This is a genomic window from Paracoccus zhejiangensis, assembly GCF_002847445.1.
Classification (GTDB): domain Bacteria; phylum Pseudomonadota; class Alphaproteobacteria; order Rhodobacterales; family Rhodobacteraceae; genus Paracoccus; species Paracoccus zhejiangensis.
Genome location: NZ_CP025430.1, coordinates 1062440 through 1088977 on the forward strand (window position 1 = coordinate 1062440; position 26538 = coordinate 1088977).

At 67.2% G+C, this 26538-nt stretch carries 26 protein-coding genes and 1 tRNA gene; 15 read left to right on the forward strand and 12 right to left on the reverse strand.

Going from position 1 to position 26538, the window contains the following annotated elements; translation table 11 throughout:
* The first annotated feature begins 51 nt into the window (after positions 1–51).
* Positions 52–125: transfer RNA gene (locus tag CX676_RS05235), tRNA-Gly, on the forward strand.
* A gap of 22 nt (positions 126–147) precedes the next feature.
* Here CX676_RS05235 and CX676_RS05240 read toward each other — a convergent pair.
* Complete coding sequence (locus CX676_RS05240) at positions 148–876, reverse strand: FadR/GntR family transcriptional regulator (RefSeq protein ID WP_101751680.1); 729 nt, start codon at positions 874–876, stop codon at positions 148–150.
* 221 nt (positions 877–1097) lie between these two features.
* Between CX676_RS05240 and kduI the strand changes: the two genes are divergently transcribed.
* From kduI to CX676_RS05290, 10 genes are all read left to right on the forward strand, one after another.
* Positions 1098–1922, forward strand: a complete 825-nt coding sequence (kduI, locus tag CX676_RS05245; RefSeq protein WP_101751681.1) for a 5-dehydro-4-deoxy-D-glucuronate isomerase — start codon at positions 1098–1100, stop codon at positions 1920–1922.
* Entirely contained in the window at positions 1919–2659 is a 741-nt protein-coding gene (gene kduD / locus CX676_RS05250; protein ID WP_101751682.1) for a 2-dehydro-3-deoxy-D-gluconate 5-dehydrogenase KduD, read from the forward strand. Before kduI ends, kduD begins: the two co-directional genes overlap by 4 nt.
* 74 nt (positions 2660–2733) lie before the next feature.
* Positions 2734–3651, forward strand: coding sequence for a 5-dehydro-4-deoxyglucarate dehydratase (gene kdgD, locus CX676_RS05255; protein WP_101751683.1), 918 nt, complete (start codon positions 2734–2736; stop codon positions 3649–3651).
* An 8-nt stretch (positions 3652–3659) separates the two neighbouring features.
* Positions 3660–4724: a dienelactone hydrolase family protein gene (locus CX676_RS05260; RefSeq protein ID WP_101751684.1), complete on the forward strand. Its 1065-nt coding sequence runs from the start codon at positions 3660–3662 to the stop codon at positions 4722–4724.
* Positions 4725–4801: 77 nt separating this feature from the next.
* The gene (locus CX676_RS05265; protein ID WP_232816587.1) at positions 4802–5542 is read left to right on the forward strand and encodes a FadR/GntR family transcriptional regulator; all 741 of its coding nucleotides are present in this window, start codon (positions 4802–4804) and stop codon (positions 5540–5542) included.
* 65 nt (positions 5543–5607) lie between these two features.
* A complete protein-coding gene (locus CX676_RS05270) occupies positions 5608–5922 on the forward strand; it encodes a cupin domain-containing protein (RefSeq protein ID WP_101751685.1) in 315 nt (104 codons plus the stop codon).
* A gap of 211 nt (positions 5923–6133) precedes the next feature.
* Positions 6134–7051, forward strand: a complete 918-nt coding sequence (locus tag CX676_RS05275; protein WP_198590328.1) for an ABC transporter permease — start codon at positions 6134–6136, stop codon at positions 7049–7051.
* The gene (locus tag CX676_RS05280; protein ID WP_101751686.1) at positions 7048–7935 is read left to right on the forward strand and encodes an ABC transporter permease; all 888 of its coding nucleotides are present in this window, start codon (positions 7048–7050) and stop codon (positions 7933–7935) included. The genes CX676_RS05275 and CX676_RS05280 overlap by 4 nt, the downstream gene beginning before the upstream one ends.
* 3 nt (positions 7936–7938) lie before the next feature.
* Positions 7939–8775: an ABC transporter ATP-binding protein gene (locus tag CX676_RS05285; protein ID WP_101751687.1), complete on the forward strand. Its 837-nt coding sequence runs from the start codon at positions 7939–7941 to the stop codon at positions 8773–8775.
* Positions 8772–9533 carry an ABC transporter ATP-binding protein gene (locus CX676_RS05290; RefSeq protein WP_101751688.1) on the forward strand — a complete coding sequence of 254 codons (762 nt, stop codon included), beginning with the start codon at positions 8772–8774 and terminating at the stop codon, positions 9531–9533. Before CX676_RS05285 ends, CX676_RS05290 begins: the two co-directional genes overlap by 4 nt.
* Positions 9534–9743: 210 nt before the next feature.
* Here CX676_RS05290 and CX676_RS05295 read toward each other — a convergent pair whose 3' ends face one another.
* From CX676_RS05295 to CX676_RS05305, 3 genes are all read right to left on the reverse strand, one after another.
* Positions 9744–11342: an ABC transporter substrate-binding protein gene (locus CX676_RS05295; protein ID WP_101754159.1), complete on the reverse strand. Its 1599-nt coding sequence runs from the start codon at positions 11340–11342 to the stop codon at positions 9744–9746.
* 83 nt (positions 11343–11425) lie between these two features.
* Positions 11426–12043 (reverse strand): SGNH/GDSL hydrolase family protein, encoded by a 618-nt coding sequence (locus tag CX676_RS05300; protein ID WP_101751689.1) that lies wholly within the window; start codon positions 12041–12043, stop codon positions 11426–11428.
* A complete protein-coding gene (locus CX676_RS05305) occupies positions 12043–13191 on the reverse strand; it encodes a mandelate racemase family protein (protein WP_101751690.1) in 1149 nt (382 codons plus the stop codon). The genes CX676_RS05300 and CX676_RS05305 overlap by 1 nt, the downstream gene beginning before the upstream one ends.
* Positions 13192–13427: 236 nt before the next feature.
* On the opposite strand from CX676_RS05305, the gene CX676_RS05310 reads away from it, so the two are divergent.
* Positions 13428–14183 carry a sulfite exporter TauE/SafE family protein gene (locus tag CX676_RS05310; protein WP_101751691.1) on the forward strand — a complete coding sequence of 252 codons (756 nt, stop codon included), beginning with the start codon at positions 13428–13430 and terminating at the stop codon, positions 14181–14183.
* A 5-nt stretch (positions 14184–14188) separates the two neighbouring features.
* Positions 14189–14539 carry a RidA family protein gene (locus CX676_RS05315; protein ID WP_101751692.1) on the forward strand — a complete coding sequence of 117 codons (351 nt, stop codon included), beginning with the start codon at positions 14189–14191 and terminating at the stop codon, positions 14537–14539.
* Here the strand turns inward: CX676_RS05315 and lpxB are convergent.
* From lpxB to CX676_RS05355, 8 genes are all read right to left on the reverse strand, one after another.
* Positions 14514–15677 (reverse strand): lipid-A-disaccharide synthase, encoded by a 1164-nt coding sequence (lpxB, locus tag CX676_RS05320; RefSeq protein ID WP_101751693.1) that lies wholly within the window; start codon positions 15675–15677, stop codon positions 14514–14516. The genes CX676_RS05315 and lpxB overlap by 26 nt on opposite strands.
* An 81-nt stretch (positions 15678–15758) precedes the next feature.
* A complete protein-coding gene (locus tag CX676_RS05325; protein WP_101751694.1) occupies positions 15759–16559 on the reverse strand; it encodes an LpxI family protein in 801 nt (266 codons plus the stop codon).
* Positions 16556–17353 (reverse strand): acyl-ACP--UDP-N-acetylglucosamine O-acyltransferase, encoded by a 798-nt coding sequence (gene lpxA / locus CX676_RS05330; RefSeq protein ID WP_101751695.1) that lies wholly within the window; start codon positions 17351–17353, stop codon positions 16556–16558. Before lpxA ends, CX676_RS05325 begins: the two co-directional genes overlap by 4 nt.
* Positions 17346–17825, reverse strand: coding sequence for a 3-hydroxyacyl-ACP dehydratase FabZ (gene fabZ, locus CX676_RS05335; RefSeq protein WP_101754160.1), 480 nt, complete (start codon positions 17823–17825; stop codon positions 17346–17348). Before fabZ ends, lpxA begins: the two co-directional genes overlap by 8 nt.
* Positions 17826–17882: 57 nt before the next feature.
* Positions 17883–19991, reverse strand: a complete 2109-nt coding sequence (locus tag CX676_RS05340; RefSeq protein WP_101751696.1) for a hypothetical protein — start codon at positions 19989–19991, stop codon at positions 17883–17885.
* Positions 19988–22780 (reverse strand): DUF4159 domain-containing protein, encoded by a 2793-nt coding sequence (locus tag CX676_RS05345; protein WP_101751697.1) that lies wholly within the window; start codon positions 22778–22780, stop codon positions 19988–19990. The genes CX676_RS05340 and CX676_RS05345 overlap by 4 nt, the downstream gene beginning before the upstream one ends.
* Before the next feature lie 3 nt (positions 22781–22783).
* On the reverse strand, positions 22784–23653 hold the full coding sequence (locus CX676_RS05350) for a DUF58 domain-containing protein (protein ID WP_101751698.1): 870 nt from the start codon (positions 23651–23653) through the stop codon (positions 22784–22786).
* Positions 23650–24657, reverse strand: coding sequence for an AAA family ATPase (locus tag CX676_RS05355; protein WP_101751699.1), 1008 nt, complete (start codon positions 24655–24657; stop codon positions 23650–23652). The genes CX676_RS05350 and CX676_RS05355 overlap by 4 nt, the downstream gene beginning before the upstream one ends.
* A gap of 63 nt (positions 24658–24720) precedes the next feature.
* On the opposite strand from CX676_RS05355, the gene CX676_RS05360 reads away from it, so the two are divergent.
* Positions 24721–25293: a DUF1285 domain-containing protein gene (locus CX676_RS05360; RefSeq protein ID WP_101751700.1), complete on the forward strand. Its 573-nt coding sequence runs from the start codon at positions 24721–24723 to the stop codon at positions 25291–25293.
* Positions 25294–25308: 15 nt separating this feature from the next.
* The gene (locus tag CX676_RS05365) at positions 25309–26076 is read left to right on the forward strand and encodes a hydroxypyruvate isomerase family protein (protein WP_101751701.1); all 768 of its coding nucleotides are present in this window, start codon (positions 25309–25311) and stop codon (positions 26074–26076) included.
* The last annotated feature ends 462 nt before the right edge of the window (positions 26077–26538 follow it).

Genomic DNA, 26538 nt, shown 5'->3' on the forward strand with positions numbered 1-26538 from the left:
CACGCGTGGTCTTGACGGCTTTCGACCCTTGGGCTAGGTCACGAGACGCAAGCGGGTGTAGCTCAATGGTAGAGCAGCAGCTTCCCAAGCTGAATACGAGGGTTCGATTCCCTTCACCCGCTCCAGTTTCCCAGATTACCGCCGAATTTACCGCCGCACAGCCCGCAGATGCTCGCGATAGCGCGCCTGACTGTTCTTCAGATGCCGCCGCATGGCGTCGCGCGCTGCCGTCTCGTTGCCATCCTGGATCGCCGCGACAATGGCCTCGTGCTCGGCCTCGAGGATGCGGGCATAGTCTAGGGTGATCTGTGGTTCGTCGCCATCGGTGACGGCGCGGCGCGGGATCAGCGTCTGGCCCAGAAGCCGCAGGAATTCGCTGAAGCGCGGGTTGTTGGCCGCCTCGGCGATGGCGAGGTGAAAGGCGAAATCCGCGTCCGAGGTGGGCTGGCCGCTGGCCGCCAGCCGGCCGAGACGCCCGAAGGCCTCGACGATGGCCTCTTCCTGCGCGGGGGAGCGGCGCAAAGCGGCGAAACCGGCGGCGTCACCCTCGACCGCCGTGCGCAGTTCCAGCATCTCGATCAGCGACGAGACCCGGGCGAGGTCCAGATTGCCGAAGGGCAAGGGCTGCGGCGCCGGCGGTTCCAGCACGAAGACCCCGGCCCCCTGGCGCGGCTCGACCAGCCCGTCCGAGCGCAGGGCGGCAATCGCCTCGCGCACCACGGTGCGGCTGACGCCGAATTCGCGGGTCAACTGCGCCTCGGAAGGCAGCCGGTCGCCGGGCTTGTGGCTGCCATCGGCGATGCGGGCACGCAGCGCGTCCTGCACCTTGACCACCAGTGTCTGGCCCGGCTGTTCCCCGCCTGTCGATCTGCTCATCTGCGCCTCCCTGCCCGGCCGTTGCTTCGACCGCGTTCATACAGCATATGCCCGCAAGGCAGTAATCATACAAGTGTTTCGCAGGAAAGCGCGCCCCGACGCTGCGATCGGGCGCAACTTCGGCCCTGTCCTGTCACCCGCAGGCCGATTTTCCTTGACCGCCACCAGATATCAGATGATAAGCCACATGTTGTCATACATGTGAATGAGGAGAGGCCCGGATGCTTCACGTCGAAACCCGCCATGCCATCCACCCGGAGCACGCGAAAGCAATGGATACGGCCGCCCTCCGGACGAGTTTCCTCGCCTCGGACATGTTCCGCGACGGCGAGATCCGGCTGATCTATACCCATTACGACCGCTTCGTCATGGGCGGCGCGGTGCCGGCGGGGGGCGAACTGGTGCTGGACCAGGTGGCCGAGACCAAGACGCCCAATTTCCTCGACCGGCGCGAACTGGGCGTTGTCAATATCGGCGGGACCGGGACGGTCAGCGCCGGCGGCGAGACCTTTACGCTGGAACGTGGCGATGTGCTCTATCTCGGCATGGGTGCCGGGCCGGTCAGCTTTGCCGGAGACGGCCGCTTTTACCTGACCTCGGCGCCGGCCCATAGAACCTGCCCCAATCGCCTGATCCGGCTGGCCGACAGCAAGGAAGTCAAGCTCGGCGCAACCGAGACTTCGAACAAGCGCACCATCAACCAGTTCATCCACCCGCTGGTCATGGACAGCTGCCAGCTGATCCTCGGCTATACCACGCTGGAAGATGGATCGGTCTGGAACACCATCCCGAGCCATATCCACGACCGGCGGATGGAGGCCTATCTGTACTTCGGGATGGAACCGCAATCGCGCGTGCTGCACCTGATGGGCGAGCCGCAGGAGACGCGGCACCTGTTCATCGGCAACGAGGAAGGCGCGATCTCGCCACCCTGGTCGGTGCATTCCGGCGCGGGGATCGGCAGCTATACCTTCATCTGGGCCATGGCCGGCGACAATGTCGACTATACCGACATGGACTTCATCCAGCCGGAGGATCTGCGGTGAACCCCTTCTCGCTTGCGGGTCGCAAGGCGCTGGTCACCGGCGCGAATACCGGTCTGGGTCAGGCCATTGCCATTGGGCTGGCCGCGGCCGGGGCCGAGGTCATCTGCGCCGCGCGCCGCGACTGCGACGAGACGCTGCGGCTGATCGCGGCAGCGGGCGGCACCGGCAGTTACCTGCGGCTCGATTTCGCCGATCCGATGGCGGCGCGGGATGTGTTCGGCGGCGCAGGTTTCGACATTCTGGTGAACAATGCCGGCATCATCCGCCGCGCCGATGCGGTGGAGTTCTCGGAAGCCGATTGGGATGACGTGATCGACGTGAACCTGAAGGCGCTGTTCTTCACCTGCCAGGCCTTCGCCCGCGATTGCCTCGCCCGTGGCGCGGCGGGCAAGATCGTCAACATCGCCTCGCTCTTGAGTTTTCAGGGCGGCATCCGCGTGCCCAGCTATACCGCCAGCAAGCATGGCGTGGCCGGGCTGACCAAGCTGATGGCCAATGAATGGGCAGCGAAGGGGATCAACGTCAACGCCATCGCGCCCGGATACATCGAGACCAACAATACCGAGGCCCTGCGCGCCGACGCCGATCGCAACCGCGCCATTCTGGACCGCATCCCCGCCGGTCGCTGGGGCCGCCCCGAGGATATCGCCGGCACCGCCACCTTCCTCTGCTCGGACGCTGCCGGTTACCTGCATGGCGTGGTGCTGAATGTCGACGGGGGCTGGATGGCCAGATAACTTGTATGATAACTATTGACACATCATATGAGTTACCGTAAACCAGCGGCAGAACCCAGAACAAGGATCGCCCGATGACCCCCGATCAGTTGAAATCCGCCCTCGGCTCCGGCCTGCTCTCTTTCCCGGTGACCCATTTCGACGCCGAGGGGAAATTCGCCCCCGACAGCTACCGCGCCCATGTCGAATGGCTGGCCAGTTACAACGCGCCGGTCCTCTTCGCCGCGGGCGGCACGGGCGAGTTCTTCTCGCTGACCCCGGCCGAGATCCCCGGCATCGTCGCCGCGGCGAAAGAGGTTTCGGGCGAGACGGCGATCGTCTCGGGCTGCGGTTACGGCACGGAAACCGCCATCGAGATCGCGCAATCGGTGGAAAAGATCGACGCGGATGGCATCCTTCTGCTGCCGCATTACCTGATCGACGCGCCGCAGGAAGGGCTGTACCAGCATATCAAGCGCATCTGCCAATCGGTCGATTTCGGCGTCATGGTCTATAACCGCGACAATGCCGTTCTGCTGCCCGACACGCTGGCGCGGCTTTGCGATGATTGCCCGAACCTCATCGGCTTCAAGGACGGCACCGGCGATATCGGGCTGGTGCGGCAGATCACCGCCAAGATGGGCGACCGGCTGATCTACCTGGGCGGGATGCCGACGGCGGAACTCTTCGCCGAGGCCTATCTGGGCGCGGGCTTTACCACCTATTCCTCGGCGGTGTTCAACTTCGTGCCGGGTCTGGCGAATGAATTCTATGCCGCGCTGCGCGGCGGCGACCGCGCCACCTGCGAGCGGATCCTGAACGAGTTCTTCTATCCCTTCATGGCGATCCGCAACCGGCAGAAGGGCTATGCCGTCTCGGCCATCAAGGCCGGCGTGCGGTTGCAGGGCTTTGCCGCCGGCAAGGTCCGCTCGCCGCTGACCGATCTCGACGGCGCCGAGGAAGAGATGCTTGCCGCACTGATCGGCCCTCACCAACGCCGCATGGCCGCCTGAGGGCGGCAATGACCGGGCCTCGCCAGATCACCGAAGACAACCGTATCCCCGCGCTGATCGCCCTTGCGGCGCGGCGCGGGTTTTCGCATGGCTGGCGCGAGGGGCTGGACCCCAAGGAATGGCGCGAGAGGGGACTGGCGCTGATGCGCGATCTGGCGCTGCCTGATCTGCCCATGTCTGCGCCGGCTTGGACCGTCGAGGCCGAAGAGGATCGCGGCACGCATCTGCTGCAATCGCTGACACTGCATCTGGCGGAGGGCTGGGACGCCCCGGCCCTGTTCCTGCGGCCCAAGACCTCTGCCCCCTGCCCGGCCGTGCTGATGCTGCACGATCACGGCTCGGAATTTGCACTTGGCAAGGAGAAATGCCTGACCCCGCCGGGACCCAGCGACCCACGTGTCGCGGCTTGGGCGGATCGCTTCTTCGGCGGGCAAGTTCCGGGCGACGAGTTGGCGCGGCGCGGCTTTGCGGTGCTGGCGGCGGATGCGCCGGGCTGGGGCGAGCGTCCCGGCAATGGCTACGAGGCGCAGCAGGCGCTGGCGGCGAACCTGATGGCGATCGGCATGAGTCCGGCCGGGCTGATGGCCTGGGAGGATGCGCGGGCGGTGGAAATTCTGGCGCAACTGCCGGGGGTCGAGTCAGGCCGGATCGCGGCGGTCGGGTTCTCGCTTGGCGGATTTCGCAGCTGGCAGGTGGCCGCGCTGTCGCCGCAGGTACGCGCCGCTGTTTCCATGTCGTGGATGGCCAGCCTGCCGGCCCTGCTGGTTCCCGGCAACAACCAGACACGCGGGCAATCCGCTTTCTGGATGACCCATCCGGTGCTGATGCGGCATCTGGACCTGCCGGACATCGCCGCCCTTGCCGCGCCGAAACCGCTCTGGGTCGAGGTCGGGCGTGCGGATCACCTGTTTCCCGACGCCGCCGTCGATCCGGCCTATGCCAAGCTGCGCAGCGTCTGGACGGCATGGGGCGCGGCGGAGCACCTGTCGCTGCATCGCCCCGAAACCGGCCACAGCTTTCTGCCCGACCGGCAGGCGGCGGCCTTCGACTGGCTGCAGGTCGCGCTGGCCTGAAGGCTTGCGCGACGCCCTGTGCCGCGCTACCACTCGGACATGATTGCCAACCTGTCAGACATTCCCGCGAGGCCATGATGCGCACGCTCTCCCACCTGATGCCCGCGCCCGCCTCTCTGGCCGAGCAGATCGCCGACGGGCTGCGCCGCGAGATCGAGGCAGGCCAGTTTCAGCCGGGCGACAAGCTGCCCAGTGAGAACGAGCTGACGCGCATCCATTCGGTCAGCCGCACCGTGGTGCGCGAGGCCATTGCCGGGCTGCGTGCCGACGGGCTGGTCGAGGCCCGCAAGGGCGCGGGGGTCTTCGTACTGGATCTCAGCGCCCGCCCCGCGCGCCCCTTTGACGATCTGGCGACGGCGCGGATTTCCTCGGTCATCGAGCTGCTGGAACTGCGCACGGCCTGCGAGATCGAGGCCGCTGCGCTTGCCGCCGCCCGCCGCTCGCCCGCGCAGCTTGAATCCATTCTCGACGCCCATCGCGCGGTGGGCGATTGCCTTCAGGCGGATCAGCCCACCCGCGATGCCGATTTCGCCTTTCACCTCGCCATTGCCGAGGCCACCCAGAACCGGCGCTTTCCCGAGTTCCTGCAGCTGATCCGTGGCGGCATCATCTCGCGCGGCGACCTGCAAGGCGCGCAGCCGGGGGCGCGGCCGAAAGATTACAATCAGTCGCTGCAGCAGGAACATGGCGCCATTGTCGATGCGATCATGGAGGCCGATGCCGAGGCGGCTCGCGACCGGATGCGGCAGCATCTGCGCGGCAGCCTGGAACGCTACAAGCTGCTGCTGCGCCATCGGCAAAGCAGTGCCGAGGCGTGATCGATACTTGTCATATAACTTGATCTGATATATCCGATGGCTCAAACTAACCATCGGAGACTCAGATGCCCCTGCCCCAGTATCCCGTCCATCACCCGTCGCAAGGCGTCGCCCGCCAAGTTCTGTCCGAGAACCCGGATCTGATGGTCGTCTCCTTCCGCTTCGACACCGGCGCAAGTGGCGCGCTGCACCGGCATCCGCATGTGCAATCGACCTATGTCGCCAGCGGCCGTTTCCGGTTTTTCCGTGATGGCGTGGCGCATGAGATCAAAGCCGGCGACAGTCTGGTGATGGCCGGAAATGTCGAACATGGCTGCGAATGCCTCGAGGCCGGCGAGCTGATCGACTGCTTCAGCCCGCGCCGGGATGATTTTCTCTAGCCGGTCCCGGCCGATTCACTTGACAGACATGCCATAACTTGTCAGACATGATGGCAAGCCTGTCAGATTCGTTTCCGCCGCCAGGTCGCGGCGAAGGGAGGAACCCGTGCTGACCGAATATCCCCGCCTGCGCAGCGCTCTGGGTCAAGCGACCACCATCGCGGTCACCCTGCTTGGCCTTCTGCTGCTGACCTTCATCATTGGCCGGATGATGCCGGCCGATCCGGTCCGCGCCATTGTCGGCGAGGATGCCTCGCGCGAGACCTATGAGCAGGTCTTCAACCAGCTTGGCCTTGACCGCCCGGTCTGGGAACAGTTCCTGCGCTACCTGGGCGACGTGTTCAGCGGCGATTTCGGCACCTCGATCCGCACCGGCCAGCCGGTGATCAACGACATCCTGCACGTGATGCCCGCGACCATTGAACTCGCCACGCTGGCGATCCTCATCGGAGCCGGTCTGGGCGTGCCCCTGGGCGTGATCGCGGCGGTGAACAAGGATCGCTGGCCGGATCATGTGGTGCGGGTCTTCAGCCTTTTCGGTCATTCCATGCCGATCTTCTGGACCGGGATGATCGCGCTGATCATCTTCTATGCCAAGCTGGGCTGGGTCGGCGGTTCGGGGCGGATGAGCCAGTTCTATATCGGCATGGTCCCCGACCGCACCGGCTTCCTGCTGATCGACAGCCTCTTGGCCGGGCAGATGGACGTGTTCTGGTCGGCGATCAACCACCTGATCCTGCCCGCCGCGCTGCTGGGTTATTCCTCCTCGGCCTATATCACCCGGATGACCCGCAGCTTCATGCTGGACCAGCTGGGTCAGGAATACATGACCACGGCGCGGGTGAAGGGCCTGTCGAAGCGGCAGACGATCTGGCACCACGCCTTCGGCAATATCAAGGTGCAGCTGGTGACCATCGTGGCGCTGGCCTATGGCGGGCTCCTCGAGGGTGCGGTGCTGATCGAGACGGTCTTTGGCTGGCCAGGCTTCGGCCAGTACCTGACCAACAACCTGATCATCGGCGACATGAACGCGGTGATGACCTGCGTGCTGATCGTCGGCGTCATCTTCATCGCCCTGAACCTTCTCTCGGACCTTCTCTACCGTGTCTTTGACCCGAGGACGAAATGACCGATCTTCCCCTGCCGACCCGCCGTATCCCCGGCCCCCTGCTGGCGCTGCGCAACATCCTGACCTTCCTGATCCGCCAGCCCACCTCGGCCTTCGGCCTGATCGTGCTGGCGGTGCTGATCCTGACGGCGATCTTCGCGCCGCTGATCGCCACGCATGATCCCTATGTGCAGGACCTGAACAACGTGCTTGCCGCGCCGGGGAACGGCCATCTCTTCGGCACGGACGAGCTGGGCCGCGACATCTTCAGCCGCTTGGTCTGGGGCGCGCGGATCACCCTGACGATCATCTTCCTCGTGACCATCGTCGTCGGCCCGCTGGGGCTGCTGGTCGGCACCACCTCGGGCTATTTCGGCGGACGCTTCGACACGGTGATGATGCGTATCACCGACATCTTCCTGTCCTTCCCCTCGCTGATCCTGTCGCTGGCCTTTGTCGCCGCCCTTGGCCCCAGCCTCAACAATGCCATCATCGCCATCGGCCTGACCAGCTGGCCGCCGATCGCGCGGCTGGCGCGGGCCGAGACCATGACCTTCCGGAAGGCCGATTACATCGCCGCCGCGCGGCTGCAGGGCGCCTCGCCGATGCGGATCATCCTGAAGTCCATCGTGCCGATGTGCCTACCCTCGGTGATGATCCGGCTGACGCTGAACATGGCCACGGTGATCCTGACCGCCGCCGGCCTCGGCTTCCTGGGCCTTGGCGCGCAGCCGCCGCTGCCCGAATGGGGCGCGATGATCGCCACCGGCCGGCGCTACATGATCGACAGCTGGTGGCTGGTGACTTTCCCCGGCCTCGCGATCCTGACCGTCAGCCTCGCCTTCAACCTCTTGGGTGACGGTCTGCGCGACGCCCTTGACCCGAAGCAGATGAACCGGAGGTAAGCCATGGACCCCATCCTTGACGTGCAGAACCTTGCCATCCGCTATGCCGGTTCCCCGGTGGATGCCGTGCGAGGCGTCAGCTTCACCCTTGGCCGCGAGCGCCTTGGCATCGTCGGCGAAAGCGGCTCGGGCAAGTCGACCGTGGGCCGGGCGCTGCTGAAACTGCTGCCCGGCGCCAAGATCAGCGCCGACCGCATCCGCTTCGAGGATCTGGACCTGCTGGCGCAGTCCGAGGCCGAGATGCTGAAGATCCGCGGCCGGCGCATGTCGATGATCCTGCAGGACCCGAAATTCTCGCTGAACCCGATCCACCGGGTCGGCGATCAGGTGGCCGAGACCTATCTGCGGCATTTCCCGGCCTCACGGACCGTCGCCAAGGCCAAGACGCTGGAAATGCTGGAAGCGGTGAAGATCCGCGACCCCGAGCGGGTCCATGACCTCTATCCGCACGAGATCTCGGGCGGCATGGGCCAGCGGGTGATGATCGCCATGATGCTGCTGGCAGACCCCGATCTGGTCATCGCTGACGAGCCGACCAGCGCGCTCGATGTGACCGTGCGGTTGCAGGTCCTGAACATCCTCGACGGGCTGGTGCGCGATCGCGGCATCGGGCTGATCATGATTTCGCACGACCTGAACCTGGTGCGGAATTTCTGCGACCGGGTGCTGATCATGTATGCGGGCCGGGTGGTCGAAACGCTGAACGCGGCGGATATGGACAAGGCCCAGCATCCCTATACCCGCGGCCTTCTGGCCGCGCAGCCGCGCATTGGCGGCGGTCGAAAGCCGCTGGCCGTGCTGGATCGTCGCCCCGAATGGAAAGAGGAGGCCGTGCTGTGACCAAATCCGTCGAGATCAAGGACCTGTCGATCACCTTCGGGGTCGGCCCCTCCGCCGTGAAGGTTCTGCCGGGCGTTACCTTCTCGGTCGCGCCGGGCGAATGCTTTGGCCTTGTCGGCGAAAGCGGCTCGGGCAAGTCCACGGTGCTGCGCTGCGTCTCGATGCTGACCGATTTCTGGCAGGGCGAGGTGCGGATCGACGGCCAAAGCGTCCGCGATCTGCCGCAGCAGCAGCGCTGCCGGCAATTGCAGATGGTGTTTCAGGACCCCTATGGCAGCCTGCATCCGCGGCAATCGGTCCGCACGGTGCTGTCGGAACCCCTGCGCATCCACGGCATCGGTGACCGCGAGGCGCGGATGCGCGCGGCGATGGTCGATGTCGGTCTGCCGGTCGATTTCCTCGACCGCTTTCCGCACCAGCTGTCCGGTGGCCAGCGCCAGCGCGTCGCCATTGCCCGCGCGCTGATCCTCGAACCCTCGGTGCTGCTGCTGGACGAGCCGACCTCGGCCCTCGATGTCTCGGTGCAGGCCGAGATCCTGAACCTCTTGGCGCGGCTGCGCGAGGAGCGTGGCTTCACCTATATCATGGTGACCCATGATCTGGCGGTGGTCGACCACATGTGCGACCGCTTCGCCGTCATGCTGCATGGCGAGATCACCGAGATCCTGCCGCGCGAGGCGATCCCCGGCAACGGCGCGAGCCATCCCTATGCGCGCGAGCTGATCGGGGCCTCGCTGGAATATGAGGGGCTGATGTAGGGCAGCGCCCAAGCACAGCAGCAATGGCCGCGCCGAAGGGTGCGGCCTTTTGGCTTGGATCGCCGAAGGACCCCGGCCCGGAACGAGGCACGCAGTGCCGCCGGGCCAGCGCCGGCCCGTCCCCCGGGCTGGCGCTGGCCCTCAGTTGCACAAACCAAAACGGGCGCATCCTGCGATGCGCCCGTCTCCGGGGGGAAACTGAACCCGGGATCACCGCTCCTTGGTGACGCCTTCAAAGCGCGAGACCCAGGGCGAGACGATCATGCCCGAGATATCGGCCTGATAGGCGGCGGTATCGATCACCTCGGAGAAGGGCTGGATCGACATGACCGCTGTTTCCATATGGGTCTGGATATCCTCATAGGCCTTGGCCTGCGCCGCCGGGTCCTGCACCAGCAGCGCCTCCTCGATCATCTTGTTCAGGTCGGCGTCATAGAAGCTGGTGCGCCAGCCCTGATAGTTGGTCAGCTTGGCCGCGTCGCTGTTATCGGGGTTATAGGCCATCGAGCGCAGGTTGCTGTCTGGGTGCGGCTGCTGGCCGCCACCGCCGCGACCGACGATCAGCTCGAAATTGCGCTCGCGCATGGCACCATAGATCTGGTCGCCCGAGCCGGTGATCAGCTCGGCCTCGATCCCGGCCTGCGCCAGCGTGTTCTGGATCGCCGTCGCCGCCTTCATGAACGGGTCTTCCGACAGCACGCGCAGCGTCGTCTTGAACCCGTCGGGGAAGCCGGCCTCGGCCAGCAGCGCCTTGGCCTTTTCCACATCCAGCGTATAGCCCGGATCGGGCAAGAGCCCCATCACCCCGGTCGACAGCGGGCGCTGATGCTTCTTGCCGTAGAAGGGCATCACCGCCTTGTCGAGCCCGTCATAGTCGATCAGGTAACGCAGCGCCTCGCGCACCTTGGGATTGGCCAGACGCTCGTCCTTCATCGACACGGCGAGGTAATAGAAACCGGCACCGGGGGTCGATTCGACCTTCAGCGCCTCGTTGCCGGCCAGCGCGGTCAGGTCGGGGGCCTGCATCGAATAGGCCACATCGATATCGCCCTGTTCCAGCATCAGCCGCTGCGACTGCGATTCCGGCAGGTGGCGCAGCATCACCCGGGTCATCGCCGGCGCCTCGCCCCAATAGGCGTCGTTCCGGGTCAGGATGATGTATTCGTTCGAGGCCCATTGCGTCAGCACATAGGGACCGGAGCCCGCCGAATTCAGCGTCAGCCAGGCCGTGCCTTGATCGCCATCCGTCTCGTTCTCCATCACCAGCTTGCTGTCGAGGATCGAGCCGGGGCCGCTCAGCGCCAGCGTCATCAGGACCAGGTTCGGGTCATCCGCCTGCGGCAGGTTCAGCACGAAGGTCCGGTCATCCTCGGCCACGAAGGACTGATCGGCGGCCTCGGGGGTGAAGCCGCGGGTCTTGAGGAACGAGGCCTGCGCAAGGTTCAGCTGCATCAGCCGCTTGAAGCTGTAGACCACATCCGCAGCCGTCACCGGATTGCCCGAGGCGAATTTCGCCCCCTCGCGCAGGGTGAAACGGATCGACATGCGATCGGGCGCGACTTCCCAGCTTTCGGCCATGCGCGGCTGGATGCTGCGATCCTCGGGCGAGAGGATGACCAGCGTGTCATAGACGTTGTTCAGGACCTGCACCGTCTCGCGGCCGGTGATGGCGGCGGGGTCCAGCGTCAGGATATTGTTCATCGAGGTGGCGACGATCAGCTGATCCTCGGGCGTTTCCGCCAGCGCGGCCAGCGGGTTCGCCCCGATCAGAAGCGCGCCGAGCGCCACCGAAGCAAGAAAATGTTTCATGGTTCCTCCCTTGTGCCGCGTCACGGGCGCGCGGCGCGCCATCTCATCCGCAGTGGCCTGCGGCAGTCCTGCACTCGCCTGCCTCAGGCGAGCAATTCCGTCACCGGCGCCACCAGCGCCCGGCCAATGGCGGCCGTCGCCTCTGCGTCCAGATGCACCTGATCGGCGGGGCTGACCGAGGCCACCTCACCCGCGTCGAAGAAGCCGCAGCCGAGTTCATCGGCGAGCGCGCGATAGAGCGGTGCGATCCGACGAGCCTCGCCGGGGTCGCGCCCGCCTGCTGCACCCGCTCCGGTCGGCGGTGGGGCGACGATCAGCAGGCGCGGCACCGCGCCAAGCGGCTTGTAGGGAAAGGTGGCGACGATCTCGGCCAGCCGTTTCATCCCGGCCTGCGCGCCATCGGCCCGGCCGCCATGCACCGCCTTCAGGTCATTCGTCCCGAGCATCAGGATCACCAGATCCAGCGGCATATGCGCCGACAGCGCCACCGGCAGCGCCTTTGCGCCATTCCGGAGCGCCGCGCCCGCATCGTCATCGCGGCAGGTGGTGCGCCCGCCGACGCCATCGGCATGAATCCGAACACCCGACAGCGCGGCTTCCAGCACGCGCGGCCACTGCCCGCCAGCGGGATGGCGCAGGCCCGTCACCGGGTCCGCGCCCCAGGTCAGGCTGTCACCGAAGGCAAGAACCTCGCGGGTCATCACGCCACCCGGTTGTTGTCGATGAAGGTGAAATCAATGTCCTCGCCCAGACCCGGACGATCGGGGACATGGACATAGCCATCCGCATCCATCGGATCGGACAGCGATTTCAGGTAGTCAAAGCCGTCATCGTATTCGAGGAAGGGATGCAGCAGCCCGCGCTCGTACCAGCGGCAGTTCTTCGAGGCGGCGACCACGTGCAGGTTCATCGCGGTGTTGCCATGCACCTCGCACTCCATGCCGAAGGCCTCGGCCATGCGCATGGTCTTCAGCGCCGGGGTGATGCCGCCCACGTCGTTGACGCCGGTCCGCAGGATATCGCAGGCACCGTGCTTGACCCATTCGGCACGGTGCCAATGCTTGCCGGCGGCACTTTCCGGGCCGACCACGGGGATATCCAGGTTGTCGGCCAACCACTTGTAGGATGACATGCTCTGCTCATCCATCGGTTCCTCGATCCAGTCGAAGCCCAGCTTCTCCAGCCCGCGGCCAAGCGCCAGCGCGTCGCTGCGCGAATACCAGTGGAAGGCGTCGATCATCAGGCTGATATCGGGGCCGACCGCCTCGCGCACGGCGGCGCAGGCTTTCAGGTCCATGCGCACATCCGGCGCCCAGCTGACCGGCGGCATCCAGGTGTGCAGCTTGATCCCCTTGTAGCCGCGCTTGACCAGCGTTTCGGCAAAGCGGCCGTAATCCTCGGGCGTGGCGAGGCCGTTCTCCAGCTCGTCGCCGCACATGATGCTGCCATAGGCCAGCACCTTGTCGCGATAGGCGCCGATCAACTTGTAGACCGGCTGGCCCAGGCTGCGCCCGGCCAGGTCCCACAGCGCGCAATCGACCACGGCCAGCGTCCGGTCGGTCAGCTGCGCCGCCGAGCCGCGCTGCCAATGCGCCAGGTCCTGCCACAGCCGTTCGCGGTCGCGGTGGTCCTGCCCGATCAACACCTTGCGGACGAATTTCTCCAAGACATGCGGGCGGACGATCTCGGGCGCGGTGAAGCTGTGCCCCTCCTGCCCGTCCTCGGTGCGGATGGTCAGGATCGCCTGCTGCACCTGGTGCGCCGGCCCCGGATGGGCATGGCCCGCGCTGTCGGAATGCCGCCGCGTGGTGGTTTTGAAGATCCGCGCCTCGACCTCGGTGATGATCATCCCTGTCCGTCCCTGTCTGAAATTCCGGCCACGGATTCGCAGCCGCCTCGCCACCGGGATACAATCATGTCTGGCATACTGTCAATAGTTGTCTGACATGTTTGACATCCTGTCTGAACCTCACCAGCGCCACCCTGCGCCGCAGGGCCTCGACAGCCGCGACAATTTGCGCCAAGACGGGCCGAACCGGCCGCACACGGCCCCCTGTCCCCGTTGCCGCAGAGCCGATTGCGCCCATGTCCGAGTTACTCATTCTGTTCTGCGCCGGGTTGATCGGCGGCATCATGAACGCGGTCGCCGGTGGCGGCACCTTCATCACCTTCCCGGCGCTGGTCTTTACCGGCATCCCGCCGGTCGCCGCCAATGCCACGGCGACGGTTGCCGCCCTGCCCGGCTATCTCGCCGCCGCCATCAGCTTTCGCCGCGACATCCTGCTGATCGAGCGCCATCAGCTGAAACGCCTGACCGGCTGGACCATCGTCGGCTCGGCCATCGGCTCGGTGCTGCTGCTGGTCAGCTCGAACGCCGCCTTCTCGCTCCTGGTGCCGTTCCTGCTGCTCGCGGCCACGCTGATCTTTCTCAAGGGCGCGGCGATCCGCGCCTTTGCCGCCAAGCACGCCCGCGACGTGACCGCCTTCGGCCTAGGCACGCTGCTGCCGGTGGCGATCTATGGCGGCTATTTCAACGGCGGGCTGGGGATCATCCTTCTGGCGTTGTTCTCGCTTTGGGGTCTCACCGACCTGAACCAGATGAACGGGCTGAAATGCTGGCTCAGCTTCGCGCTGTCGGTCATCAGCTTTGCAATCTTTGCCATCGGTGGCAAAGTCATCTGGATCCCGGCGGCCATGATGGCCCTTGGCACCATTGCCGGCGGCCTCTTGGGCGCGCCGGTCTCTCGCCGCATTCCGATGCCGCAGTTGCGCGCGCTGATCGCCGCCATCGGCTTTGGCATGACGGCCATCTTTTTCTGGCGCTTGTTCAACGGAGGCTAACACACATGAGCGACATCAAACGGATCGAAACCGGCCAGCGGATGAGCCAGGCCGTCACCTATAACGGCGTGGCCTACCTGGCCGGTCAGGTTGGTCAGGCGGGCGCATCGGTCACCGACCAGACCCGCGCCATCCTGGCGCAGATCGACACGCTGCTGAAGAAATGCCACAGCGACAAGACCCGCATCCTTTCGGCCCAGATCTGGCTGGCCGACATGGCCGATTTCGCCGAGATGAACGCGGTCTGGGACGCCTGGGTGCCGCAGGGCAATGCCCCCGCCCGCGCCACCGGCGAGGCGAAGCTGGCGACCCCCGATTACAAGGTCGAGATCATCGTGACGGCCGCGGCCGGCTAATCGCCTGCAAGACCGAGCGCGCCGCGCGAAGGCCCGGCGCCTCACCCCCCTTGCCGAGGCGGTCCATCGTCAGATCCATCGCCTCGAACTGCGCCTTGCGCGCCGACATGTCCTCGAGCGTTGCCAGCAGCGCATCGGCCATCGGCCCGGGCTGGCAGTTGCTGCCCAGGAACTCCGGCACGGCGCGGGTGTCGCTGACCAGGTTGACCAGTGTCACGGTATCGGTCTTCAGCATCATCCCGACGATCAGCCGGCTCAGCAGGGCCATGTCATAGCCCACGACCATCGGCACGCGATTGGCCGCCAGTTCCAGACTGACCGTGCCCGAGGCCGCAAGCGCCAGATCGGCGGCGGCAAAGGCCGCCAGCTTCTCCTGCGGGTCCTCGACCACGATCGGCGCGGTGGGCCAGCGTTTCACCATGTCGCGCAACAGCGCCGAAACGCCCGGCACCGTCGGGATCACCACCCGAATTTCCGGCACGCGGTCCCTGAGCCGCATCAGCGCCTCATCAAAGCGCGGGCCAAGCCGCGTCACCTCGCCCTTGCGCGAGCCGGGCAGGCACAGGACCACCGGCGCATCGGCGCTGATCCCGTGCGCGGCCAGAAAGGCATTGGCCTCGTCCGGCCCGGCCAGCGGCTCGGCCACCACCGGATGCCCGACGAAATCGCAGGACATGCCGGCGGCTTCCATCAGCGGCGGCTCGAAGGGCAGGATCGCCAGCACATGGTCGATCACCTCGGCCATCTTCAGCGCCCGCCCGGGCCGCCATGCCCAGACCGAGGGCGCGACGTAATGGATGGTCTTCAGATCCGGGTTCAACGCCCGCGCCTCGCGCGCCACGCGCAGGCAGAAATCCGGGCTGTCGATGGTGATGAGGGCATCGGGAGCGAACTCGGCCACGGCGCGGGCGGTCTCGCTGATCCGGCGCTTCAGGTGGCGGTATTTCGGCAGCACCTCCCAGATGCCCATCAGCGACAGCTCATCCATCGGAAAGCGGCTCACCAGCCCCTCGGCCTGCATCCGCGGCCCGCCGATGCCATCAAAGGCGATACCCGGCTGCAATTCGTTCAGCCCCGCCATCAACGCGCCGCCAAGCGCGTCGCCCGAAACCTCACCCGCGATCAGAAACAGTTTCATGCCAATGCGCCTTTCCCGCCGCAGGGAGGAATGGTCCTGCGGGACAAGGACAGCTTATTACCGTCTCGCCCCGAACGCCACTCAACCAGAGCGCGACCACAAGAACAGCCCCGCCCCTTCGGCGCGGCGGATGGTTTCGTCCCTGTCCAACAGGATAACGCTGCCGGCGGCCCAAGCGATCCCGGCAAGTCCCGCCGCTGCCGCCTGATCGACGGTATCCGGCCCGATGGTCGGCAGATCGATGCGGCGGTCCTGCCCCGGCTTCGGCGCCTTGTAGAAGACCCCGCGCCCACCCTTGGGATTGGCGCGCAGGTTGCGGTGCTGCGCGGCGAAATCCAGCATGGCGGCAGTGCCGGGCAAGGTTTCGATGGCGATGCAGAGGCCCTGCGCCACGACGCAGCCCTGACCCAGATCCAGCGGCCCCAGCGCTGCGACGATCTCGGCGGCGCGGGCAACATCCTTTTCATCGGCAGCCGAGGGCGTGCCGGTCAGATGGCCTTCAGAGGGGATCAGGTCAGGCGCGATTTCTTCAACACCGCAAACGGTTAGACCTGATTCATCGAAGATCTCGAGCACCGTGCGCAGCGCCGCGTCATCGCCCGACTGCATCGCCATCAGGATGCGCGGCACCAGCTGCGCGGTGCGGAGATCGAACTGTTCCGGGTCCAGCGCCGGACGGCGGACCGCGCCGGCAAAGATCACCCGGCTCACGCCCTGGTCCAGCAGGTGATCGAGAAAGGGCACCAGCCGCTCCAGCCGGAAGGTCTGGGCCGGGATCGGCGGGGCGAATCCCTCCAGCGCATAGATCGGGGCATCCGGCAAATGGGCGGCGATGGCAGGGGCCAGCCCGCCCTCGCCCGCGATGATGGCGGTTTTCGTCATCTGCACTCAGTCATGCGCCCGGGCGTCAGGAAGCTGCGATCCGAGGGGCCGAGGATGAAATCCAGCACCTCGCGCTCCATCCCGGTCGCCGCCTCGATCCGCGCCCGCGCGGTGTCGCGGAACGAGCCCTTGCCCAGATCGCCCAACATCTCGCGCAGCGCGGTGATCTCGGCCCGGCTGGCACCGCGACGCTTCAGCCCGACGAGGTTCAGCCCGTCCAGATGCCCGCGCGGCCCCTGCACCAGCCCGAAGGGGATGACATCGGCGGTGACCATGGTGACCGCGCCGATCATCGCGCCGCGACCGATGCGCACGAACTGATGCACGCCGGAAAGCCCGCCGACGATCACGTCATCTTCCAGCACGCAATGGCCGGCGATGGCGACGTTGTTAACAAGGATCACCCGGTTGCCGATCTGGCAGTCATGGGCGACATGGCTGCCGGCCATGAAGAGGCCGTCATCGCCCACGCGGGTCAGCCCGCCGCCGCCCTCGGTGCCGGGGTTCATCGTCACATATTCGCGGATGCGGTTGCGCGCGCCGATTTCCAGCGCGGCGCGTTCGCCCTTGAATTTCAGGTCCTGCGGGATCTCGCCGATGCAGGCGAAGGGAAAGATCACCGTCTCCTCGCCGACCGAGGTTTCCCCGGTGACGACGACATGCGATTTCAGCACGACCCCGCGCGCCAGCCGCACCTGCGGGCCGACCACGCAGAAGGGCCCGATCTGGCAATCCTCGGCAATCGCCGCCCCCGGCTCGATCACCGCCGAGGGGTGGATGACAGGGTCAGCCATCCGATTTCAGATCCATCATTGCCGTGAACTCGGCCTGCGCGGCCAGCTGCCCGTCGACAAAGCCCTTGCCCTCGAATTTCCAGATCTTGCCGCCCGGACGCTTCACCGTCACATGCAGCTCCAGCACGTCGCCCGGCACCACCATGCGGCGGAACTTGCAGGCGTCTATGCCCATGAAATAGGTCGACAGCGGCTTGTCGATCACGTCGAGGCTGATGCCCACCACCACCGCCGAAGTCTGCGCCATCGCCTCGATGATGGTGACGCCGGGCATGATCGGCTGGCCGGGGAAATGGCCCTCGAAATGCGGCTCGTTGCAGGTCACGTTCTTGATGCCCACCGCGCTTTCAAAGGGCACGATGTCGCGCACCTTGTCGATGAACAGGAACGGATAGCGGTGCGGGATGATCCGCTTGATGAGGCTCAGATCGGCCTCGGTATAGGGGGCGGGGTTGCGGGTTGCCTCTGCCATGATCTGTCCCTTCAGCATTTCGAACGGGGTTAGCAACGGGTTGGCGGCTTGGCAAGCTTATCGCGTGCTGCCGCGCCGCCCCTCGGTCAGCCAGCCGGTCAGGATCAGCCCGGCGATCAGCAAAAGCCAGGCCCATCCGGGCAGGATCGGACGCCGAGACAAGCCGGTGACGGTGGCCGCCTCGCGCGGGGTGACGCCGATCCAGCTGCCGGTGACGCCCTCGCCGCTGGCGGGCCGGCCCATGCGGACGGCACGCAGGTCGGGAATACCGTCCGAGAGGTGCATGACAGCGCCACCGGTGGCCTCGGACAAGGGCGCAAGCCGCGCCTCGCTGGCCACGGTTTCCTCGAATTCCTTCGGCGCCGAGGGGCCCAGCACGATCACGCGGGTGATTTCGCCATCGGTCAGGCGATAGAGCCCCGGCCCCGGCGCCTGCCAGTCGGCGGTCCAGCGGCCCGGCCCGGTCTCGGTCAGATCCACGCTGGTCTCGCTGCCATCGGGGCTGGTCAGGGTGATCGGCCCAGCAGTTTCGGCCATGGTGCGGCGGGTGATGCGCAGGCCGAGGCCCGGCAACTGGTCGGCCAGCAGCGCCTCTTCCTCGAGATCGGGTTCCTTCATCGACCAATGGGCGATGCGGCGCAGCAGTTCCAGTTGCGGCCCGCCGCCCTCGAAGCCACGGCCCCAAAGCCAGACCTGATCGCTGGTCAGCATCGCCACCCGGCCCTCGTCCACCCGGTCCATGATCAAGAGCGGCTGGTCCTCCTCGCCGGTCATCACCACCTCGCCACGATCCGGCACCACCTCGGCCATGCGCAGCCAGCGGCCCCAGTCGCTGTCCGCGCGCGTCCCGTTCTCTGCCGGCGCGCCGGGCAGTCCGGCGGTGACCGGATGGCGGCGACCGGCCTCGGTCAGATGCGGACGGAAGGGCTGTTCGATGATCCGCCCGGTCGGGCGCGCGGGCAGGATTTCGCCCAGGGGCGAGAGGTTCAGGCTTTCGACGCTGGCCATTTCCGGCCCGGCCGAGACAAGCACCGCGCCACCCTCGCGGACATAGCGGGCGACATTGCGGTAATAGTCGGGCGGCAGGATGCCTCGCACGCGGTAGCGGTCGAAGATGATCAGGTCGAAATCGTCGATCCGTTCCAGGAACAGTTCGCGCGTGGGAAAGGCGATCAGCGACAGCTGGTTGACCGGCACGCCATCGGACTTGTCGGGCGGGCGCAGGATGGTGAAGTGGATCAGGTCCACCGCCGCGTCGGATTTGAGCAGATTCCGCCAGGTCCGCTCGCCGGCATGGGGTTCGCCCGAGATGAGCAGCACCCGCAGACGGTCACGGACGCCGGTGATGGTGACGGCGCTGGCATTGTTGCGGTCGGTCAACTCGCCCGCGCCATCGCCGCCGGGCGCGTCAAATGCCAGTTGAATGACGTTCTGTCCGGCATGGTCAGGCGTCACCGGCAGTTCCAGCGACACACCGGGCGGCACCGCATAGACCTGTTCCGGACCGCCATCGAGGCTGATGCGCAGGTTGGTCGACTGGCCGACAATGGCCTCGGGCACCGCGCCCTGATCCTCGATCCGCAGGCGGATGCGCACCTCCTCGCCCACCAGCCCGAAGGCCGGAGCCTCCTCGATCACCAGCCGGCGGTCCCAATCCTCGGGGTTGCCGGTCAGCAGCGTGTGGACCGGCGCCGGGGCACCCGCCGGGATCATCGAGGGGTCATGCGCCTGGCCATCGGTCACGCTGATCACACCGGCAATGCGGCTGTCGGGCTCGGCGGCGATGGCGCGGGTCAGCGCGGTGCCGATCAGGCTGCCATCGGGATCATCGCCCACCGTCACCCGGCGCAGCTCGGTATTGGGCAGGTCCGAGATCTGCCGGGTCAGCGCCTCGATCGCCGCATCGGTCTGCGCCTCGCGCCCCGGCAGGGTCTGGCTGGCGCTGCGGTCATCCAGAAGGATCACGATATCCGACAGCCCGGCCCGCGCCCCGATCTCCAGCGCCGGACCGGCCAGCGCCGCCGCTGCCGCTAGCCCCGCCAGCCCGCGCCAGGCCCAGCCCTGCAGGCCCCGCCACAGCGCAAAACCTGCGATCAGCAGCGCCAGCGCCGCCAGCGCGTAGATCGCCCATAGGGGCAGCATCGGGTCAAAGCGCAGCGCGGTCACGGCATCACCTCTTCGGCGCGCAGCCGTTCCAGCAGCGCCGGCACATGCACCTGGTCGGATTTGTAATTGCCGGTCAGCACATACATGATCAGGTTGATGCCAAAGCGGAAGGCCATCTCGCGCTGTTCCTCGCCCTCGTAACCGCGTCCAACCGGAAAGCGCGGCATTCCGGCCTCGTCCACCGCCCAGGCCTCGGCCCAGCTGTTCGCGCCGATGACCACCGGCGTGACGCCGTCATTCAGGTTGCGGAAGGGCACGCCCTCGGCCGCCTCGGCCCCGGCGGGCGGGGCCTCGACCCAGACGGTGCGGCCCGACCAGCGGCCGGGGAAATCCTCGAGCAGGTAGAAGGCGCGGGTCAGCACGTGATCCTCGGGCACCGGGGCCAGTGGTGGGATCTCCAGCGGCGCGGCGAGGGTCTGCAGCGTGGCACTCATGTCCGGGCCGCCAAGACCGGCCAGATCGCCGTCGCGGGTGTCGAAGAGGATCATCCCGCCCGAGCGCAGGAAATGGTTCAGCCGCAGATAGGCCATGGCCGAGGGCAAGGGCTGGCTGTCGGTCACCGGCCAGTAGAGAAAGGTCAGCATCGACAGGTCGTCGCTATCCAGATCGATCCCCACCGGCTCGCCCGGTTCGACCGAGCTGCGATAGAAAAGCGCGCGCGACAGGCCTTCGAGTCCCTGCTCGGATATTTGATCGACCTCGGCATCGCCGGTGATGACATAGGCCAGCGCCACCTCATTGGCGGCGCGCAGAAGCTCGGGATTGACGATTTCTTCTGCTGGCGGGGTGGCTGGCGGGGTCTCTTGCGCCTGCACGCCGCCCTGCGGCAGCGCCAGCATCAGCGCCGCCAGCAGTCCCGCCGCCGCCATCCGCCGTCCACCCCGGCCCAGCATGGCCGAGCCGAGCGCATCGAGTGCCAAGAGCAGCGCCGCCGCCGCGATCAGCCAGCCGGTCAGGTCGCGCCCCGGCACCTCGCCGGTGCTTTCAACCGTCGCGCCCGGCCAGTCGGCACGGGTCATCTCCGCCCCGGCATTCAGGGCCTGCCGCCGCTCGCCCGCCGCATAGATGCCGGCGGGCTGACCCGGCCCCGGCCCCTCGGCCAGATCCTCGGCGGCGACCGGGGCCAGATCGCCGGGCCCCTCGGCGGTTCCAAACCCGTCCAGAACCGATTCCGGCGTCCAGAAGGGCTGTTCGCGGTCCTCGGTTGTCTGGTTGGCGGTGTCGCTGGTCCGCGCGGTGGCGACCAGCCGGTCCAGCATGGCGACGAAGAGGCCCGAGAGCGGCAGGTTCGACCAGTCGGCATTGGCGGTCACATGGACCAGCACCACCTGCCCCTGTCCCAGACCCGACCGGGTGATCAGCGGCGTGTTGTCCGACAGCGCGGCAATGGTGCGCTCGGCCAGTTCCGGCGCGGGCTGCGCCATCAGCTGCGCCCGGATCGCCACCTCTTCCGGTGCGGTCAGGCCCGAGAAAAGCCCATCGGCGGCAAAAGGTGCCAGCCCGCGCGGATCACCCCAGCTGAGCGCCCCGCCGATATCGCGCCCGCCCGGACGCAGGCGCACGGGCAAGAGCGGCTCCTCGGGCAGGTTTTCGTAAGCCGCCATGCGCGGCCCGGCGAAACGGATCAGCAAGCCGCCCGCGTCCACCCAGTCGGTCAGCGCCGGAACCTCGTCCTGCAGCAGCTGGTCGGCGAGGATGATGACATCGGGCGCGGAATCCAGCACATCGCCAAGCCCGCCCTCGACCAGATCGGTCGTCGGCGCCAGCGCCCGGCGCAGATAATGCAGCGGCGACAAGAGTTGCTGCCCCTCGGCGGAACGGTCGGAATCGCCCACCAGCCCGACCTTGTGGCGGCGCACCCGGTCATCGGCCAGCACCACCGCACCGGCATGGGTCTGGCCCTCGATCTGGAAGCGGGTGATGCGGTTGCGCAGTTCCGGCGGCAGGTCGATGGCGACGGGGCGCGTGATCGCGCCACCCTCGCCCGTCACCGCCTCACCCGGGGTCAGCCGCGCCAGCTCGCGCGGGGTGCCCTGCGGGTCGGGGCCGATGGCGAGGATCGCCGGCGCCTCATCGTCAAAGCCGTGCAGCGTCAGCGAAGGCGTATCGCCCGCGTGCAGCGTCAGCGCGCGGAGGGGCTGAACCGGCGGCAGCACCGTCACCGGCCCGCGTGCGGTCAGTTCGGCCAGCCATGCGGCGCGGGTCGGATGATCGAGCCCGTCGCTGATCCAGAGCGTGTCCAGCGCCCCTTCGGGCTGGTCGGCCAAGGTGGCGGCAGGGTCTTCGGGCAGTCGGCTCGACCAGGGCGCAGGCAGCGCCGCGCGCATCCGCGCCTGCAACTCGGAGGCCGGGCTGAAGGCCAGCGCGCCGGTCTGCCGGCCATCCGCCATCAGCAAAGCCGCCGGACGGCCATCGCCCGCCGCATCCTGAAGCGCGCGCTCGGCCCGGGCCTGACGCTCGGCCCAGCCCGGCGCGGCAGACCATCCGGCATCCATGACGATGAGCAGCGGGCCATCACCCGTGGCGCGCAGCACCGGCTTCCAGACCGGCCCGGCAAAGGCAATGATCAGAAGCGCCATGGCCAGCAGCCGCAAAAGCAGCAGCCACCAGGGCGTGCGCCGCGCCACCGGCACCGGATCGCGCAGGCCCAGAAGCAGATCGACGCCGGGGAAATCCTGCAAGCGCGGCGCGGGCGGCATGGCGCGCAGGATGATCCAGAGGACCGGCAGCACCGCCAGTGCGGCGAGGATCCATGGGGTCGCAAAGCCGAGGGGGCCAAGGATCAGCACCGATCAGCCCCCCAGAACCTGATAGAGCCACATCAGCGCCGCCGCCGGCGGGGTCGCCGTGTCATGCGTGCCGAAATGCCAGCCGGCGCCTTGCGCGCCTCGGGTCAGCAGGTCGCGCCGTTCAGCCAGGCGCTCCAGATAGGCGGCGCGCAGGCCGGCCGCATCGCGGGTGTCATGGCTGACGCGCCCGCTGACCGAGCGGAACAGCACCGCGCCGTCGAAGGGAAAGACCTCCTCGTCCGGGTCAAGCACCTGCAGAAGCGCACCCGAGACGCCAAGTGCAGCGGCGCGCGCGAGGTAGTCGCTGACCCAAGCAGGATCGCCGAGAAAATCGGAAATCAGCACCACCCGCTGATTGGGGCGCAGCGCCGTCAGCGGCGGCTGGTCGGCATCGGTGCCGGCCTCGGCCTGCAGCGCCAGACCCTGCGCCAGCCGGTCGGTCTGCAACCGGCCGGCGCGCGGCGGCTGGCCAGCCAGACCCACCCGCTCGCCCCCGCGCAACAGCACCATGCCAAGCGCCAGAGCCAGCAGACGCGCGCGGTCGCGCTTGGTCGGGCGGCTGGCGGCGCCGCGATAGCCCATGCCCTGCCCGGCGCTGGCCCAGATCACCGCGGCTTCCGCCGATTGCGCCTCGCGGTCGCGGACGAATTGTGCGTCAGAACGGGCGCTGCGGCGCCAGTCGATGCTGCGGGCGGTGTCGCCCTCGCGTGCGGGGCGGTATTGCCAGAAATCCTCGCCGGGCCCGCTGCGCCGCAGGCCATGCGCCCCCGGTGCGATCAGCGCGGCCAGCCGCTCGGCCGAGAGGACCAGCGCCGGCAGGCCGCCGGATTCGGCCTCGGCCCTTGCGCGAAGATCGGCGGCGTCCGTGCTCACGCGGCCCTCGTCTGACCCGACCGTTCACCCAGCAGGCGCAGGATCGCGCCATCCACGGTTTCGCCCCGCGCCCGCGCGGCAAAGGACAGCGCCATGCGGTGGCGCATGACCGGCGCGGCCAGCGCCTCGACATCTTCCAGCGTCGGCGCGAAGCGGCCATGCAGGGCGGCGCGCGCGCGCGTGACCAGCATCAGCGCCTGTGCCGCGCGCGGACCCGGACCCCAGATCAGGCTGTCAGCGACCCAGCCCGCCGCCTCGGGCGCGCCGGGACGGGCCGCGCGGACCAGCGACAGGATCGCCTCGACCACGCTTTCGCCCACCGGCATCTGCCGGATCAGCCGCTGCGCCGCGATCAGCGCCTCGGGGTCGAAGGCGGCATGCGCCTCGCCCTGTTCCACCCCGGTGGTGGCCAGCAGGATGTCGCGTTCGGTGTCGCGGTCGGGGTAATCCACGTCGATCTGCAACAGGAAGCGGTCCAGCTGCGCCTCGGGCAGCGGATAGGTGCCCTCCTGCTCGATCGGGTTCTGGGTCGCCAGCACATGGAAGGGCCGGCCAAGCGGGCGGTGCTGGCCGCCGATGGTGACCTCATGCTCCTGCATCGCCTGCAGCAGCGCCGATTGCGTCCGCGGGCTGGCGCGGTTGATCTCGTCCGCCATCAGCAGCTGGGTAAAGACTGGGCCTTCGATGAAGCGGAACTCGCGCCGGCCATCGGCGGTCATGTCCAGAACTTCCGAACCCAGAATATCGGCGGGCATCAGGTCGGGGGTGAACTGGATGCGCTGCGTGCCAAGGCCCATCACCGTGCCAAGCGTCTCGACCAGCATGGTCTTGCCCAGGCCCGGCTGGCCGACCAGCAGCGCGTGGCCGCCCGACAGGATCGCGGCCAGCACCTGCTCGACCACGTCATGCTGCCCGACAAAGCGCCGCTCGATGCTGGCGCGCGCGCGCTTCAACGCATCGCCAAGCGCCTCGACATCCGCCACCAGTTTTTCGTCCGAACCCATGACAACGCCTCGTTTGTGCTTTAGACCGACCATAGATAACAGAAGTTCGGGCGACCATATCGAATGGCAGATGAGACTGACAATCGCGTGAGCGCAAGTCCCACTCCCGGCGCCCCAACCGCCGACGGGATCGCTGCCGCGGCCAGCAAGGCCGGCAAGAAGGGCCTGCCGCCGGTGCATCTGTGGAACCCGCCCTTCTGCGGCGATCTGGACATGCGCATCAAGGCCGACGGGACCTGGTTCTACCAGGGAACGCCGATCGGCCGACCCGCCATGGTGCGGCTGTTCTCGACCGTGCTGAAGCGCGAGGGTGACAAATTTTTCCTTGTCACCCCGGTTGAAAAGGTCGGCATCGTGGTCGACGACGCACCCTTCATCGCGATCGATGCCGAGATCCAGCCCGACCGGATCACCTTCACCACCAATGTCGGCGACGAGGTGGTCGCGGATGCAGAAAACCCGATCATCCTGCGGGGCGATGCGCAGGAGCCGCGACCCTATGTGCATGTGCGCCGGGGGCTCGAGGCGCTGATCGACCGCAAGACCTTTTACCGGCTGGCGGCGGCGGCGGATGAGGGCCCCGAGGGCAAGGTGGGGGTGCGCTCATCTGGCCAGTTTTTCCCGCTCGAGTTCTAGGCTAATCCTGCCTGCATGCTGAAATTCGCTGCCAACCTGACCATGCTCTTTACCGAGCGCCCGCTGCTGCAGCGCTTCGAGGCGGCGGCACAGGCCGGCTTTACCGGCGTCGAGGTCCTGTTCCCCTATGACCTTGCCGCCAAGGAGCTGGTCCAGGCCACACGCGCGAACGGGCTGCAATTCGTACTGCTGAACGCGCCGCCGCCCAGCTGGACGGGCGGCGCGCGCGGCTTTGCCGCCGATCCGGCGCTGGTCGACCGGTTCCGGGCCGATTTCGACCGCGCCCTGCGCTTTGGTCGGGCGCTGGCGACCGAGCATATCCATATCATGTCCGGCGTGGCCGAGGGGCCTGCGGCGCGCGAGACGCTGATCGCCAATCTTCAATGGGCCACGGCGCGCGCGCCCGAAACCAGCCTGACCATCGAGCCGCTGAACGGCGCCGACATGCCCGGCTATTTCCTCAATGACTTCGACCTCGCGGCCGAGATCATCGCGGCGGTCGGTGCGCCCAACCTGGGGCTGCAATTCGACAGCTACCATGCCCACCGGATCACCGGCGACGTTGGCGCCTGCTGGCAGCGCCACCGCGCGCTAGTGCGCCATGTCCAGATCGGCGGCGCACCCACCCGCTGCGAGCCGGACAAGGGCGAGAACGACCATGCCGCATTCCTGAAGCAGCTGGTGGCGGACGGTTACACCGGATGGGTCAGTGCCGAATACAAGCCGACCGGGACAACCGAGGCGGGACTGGGCTGGCTCGGCAAGGCAAATCGGGGCCGTTGACCGCTATTCCCTCAGCCTCTCGGGAACCATGCGCGTTTTCAATTCGTTGCATGACCAGAAAGGCGTCGGGCGCTGACCTGCCAGACGTTGCAGCCATCAACGGAGGAAGCAGATGCATTCCATCATCTATATCGTCGGTCTCGTCGTCGTCGTTCTGGCCGTCATCTCGTTCGTGTCGTAACCACGACCCGAACCAGGGGCAGCGCCTATGAACTCGATCATCTACATCATCGGCCTCGTGGTCGTCGTGCTGTTCATCCTGTCCATGCTTGGACTGCGCTGAACCACGACCCGACCAAGGCAACAGCGATGCGCGGCCCTGCCACTGGCGGGGCCGCGCTTCCATTTGTGGCCCCGGCCCATCGGCCGAAGTGACCTGACGGCCTCGATCACGGGCCTTGCCAAGCCGTGCGATCAGCGCCATATGCCCGTCACTCTCTCGCGAAGAAACAGCGTCGGGGC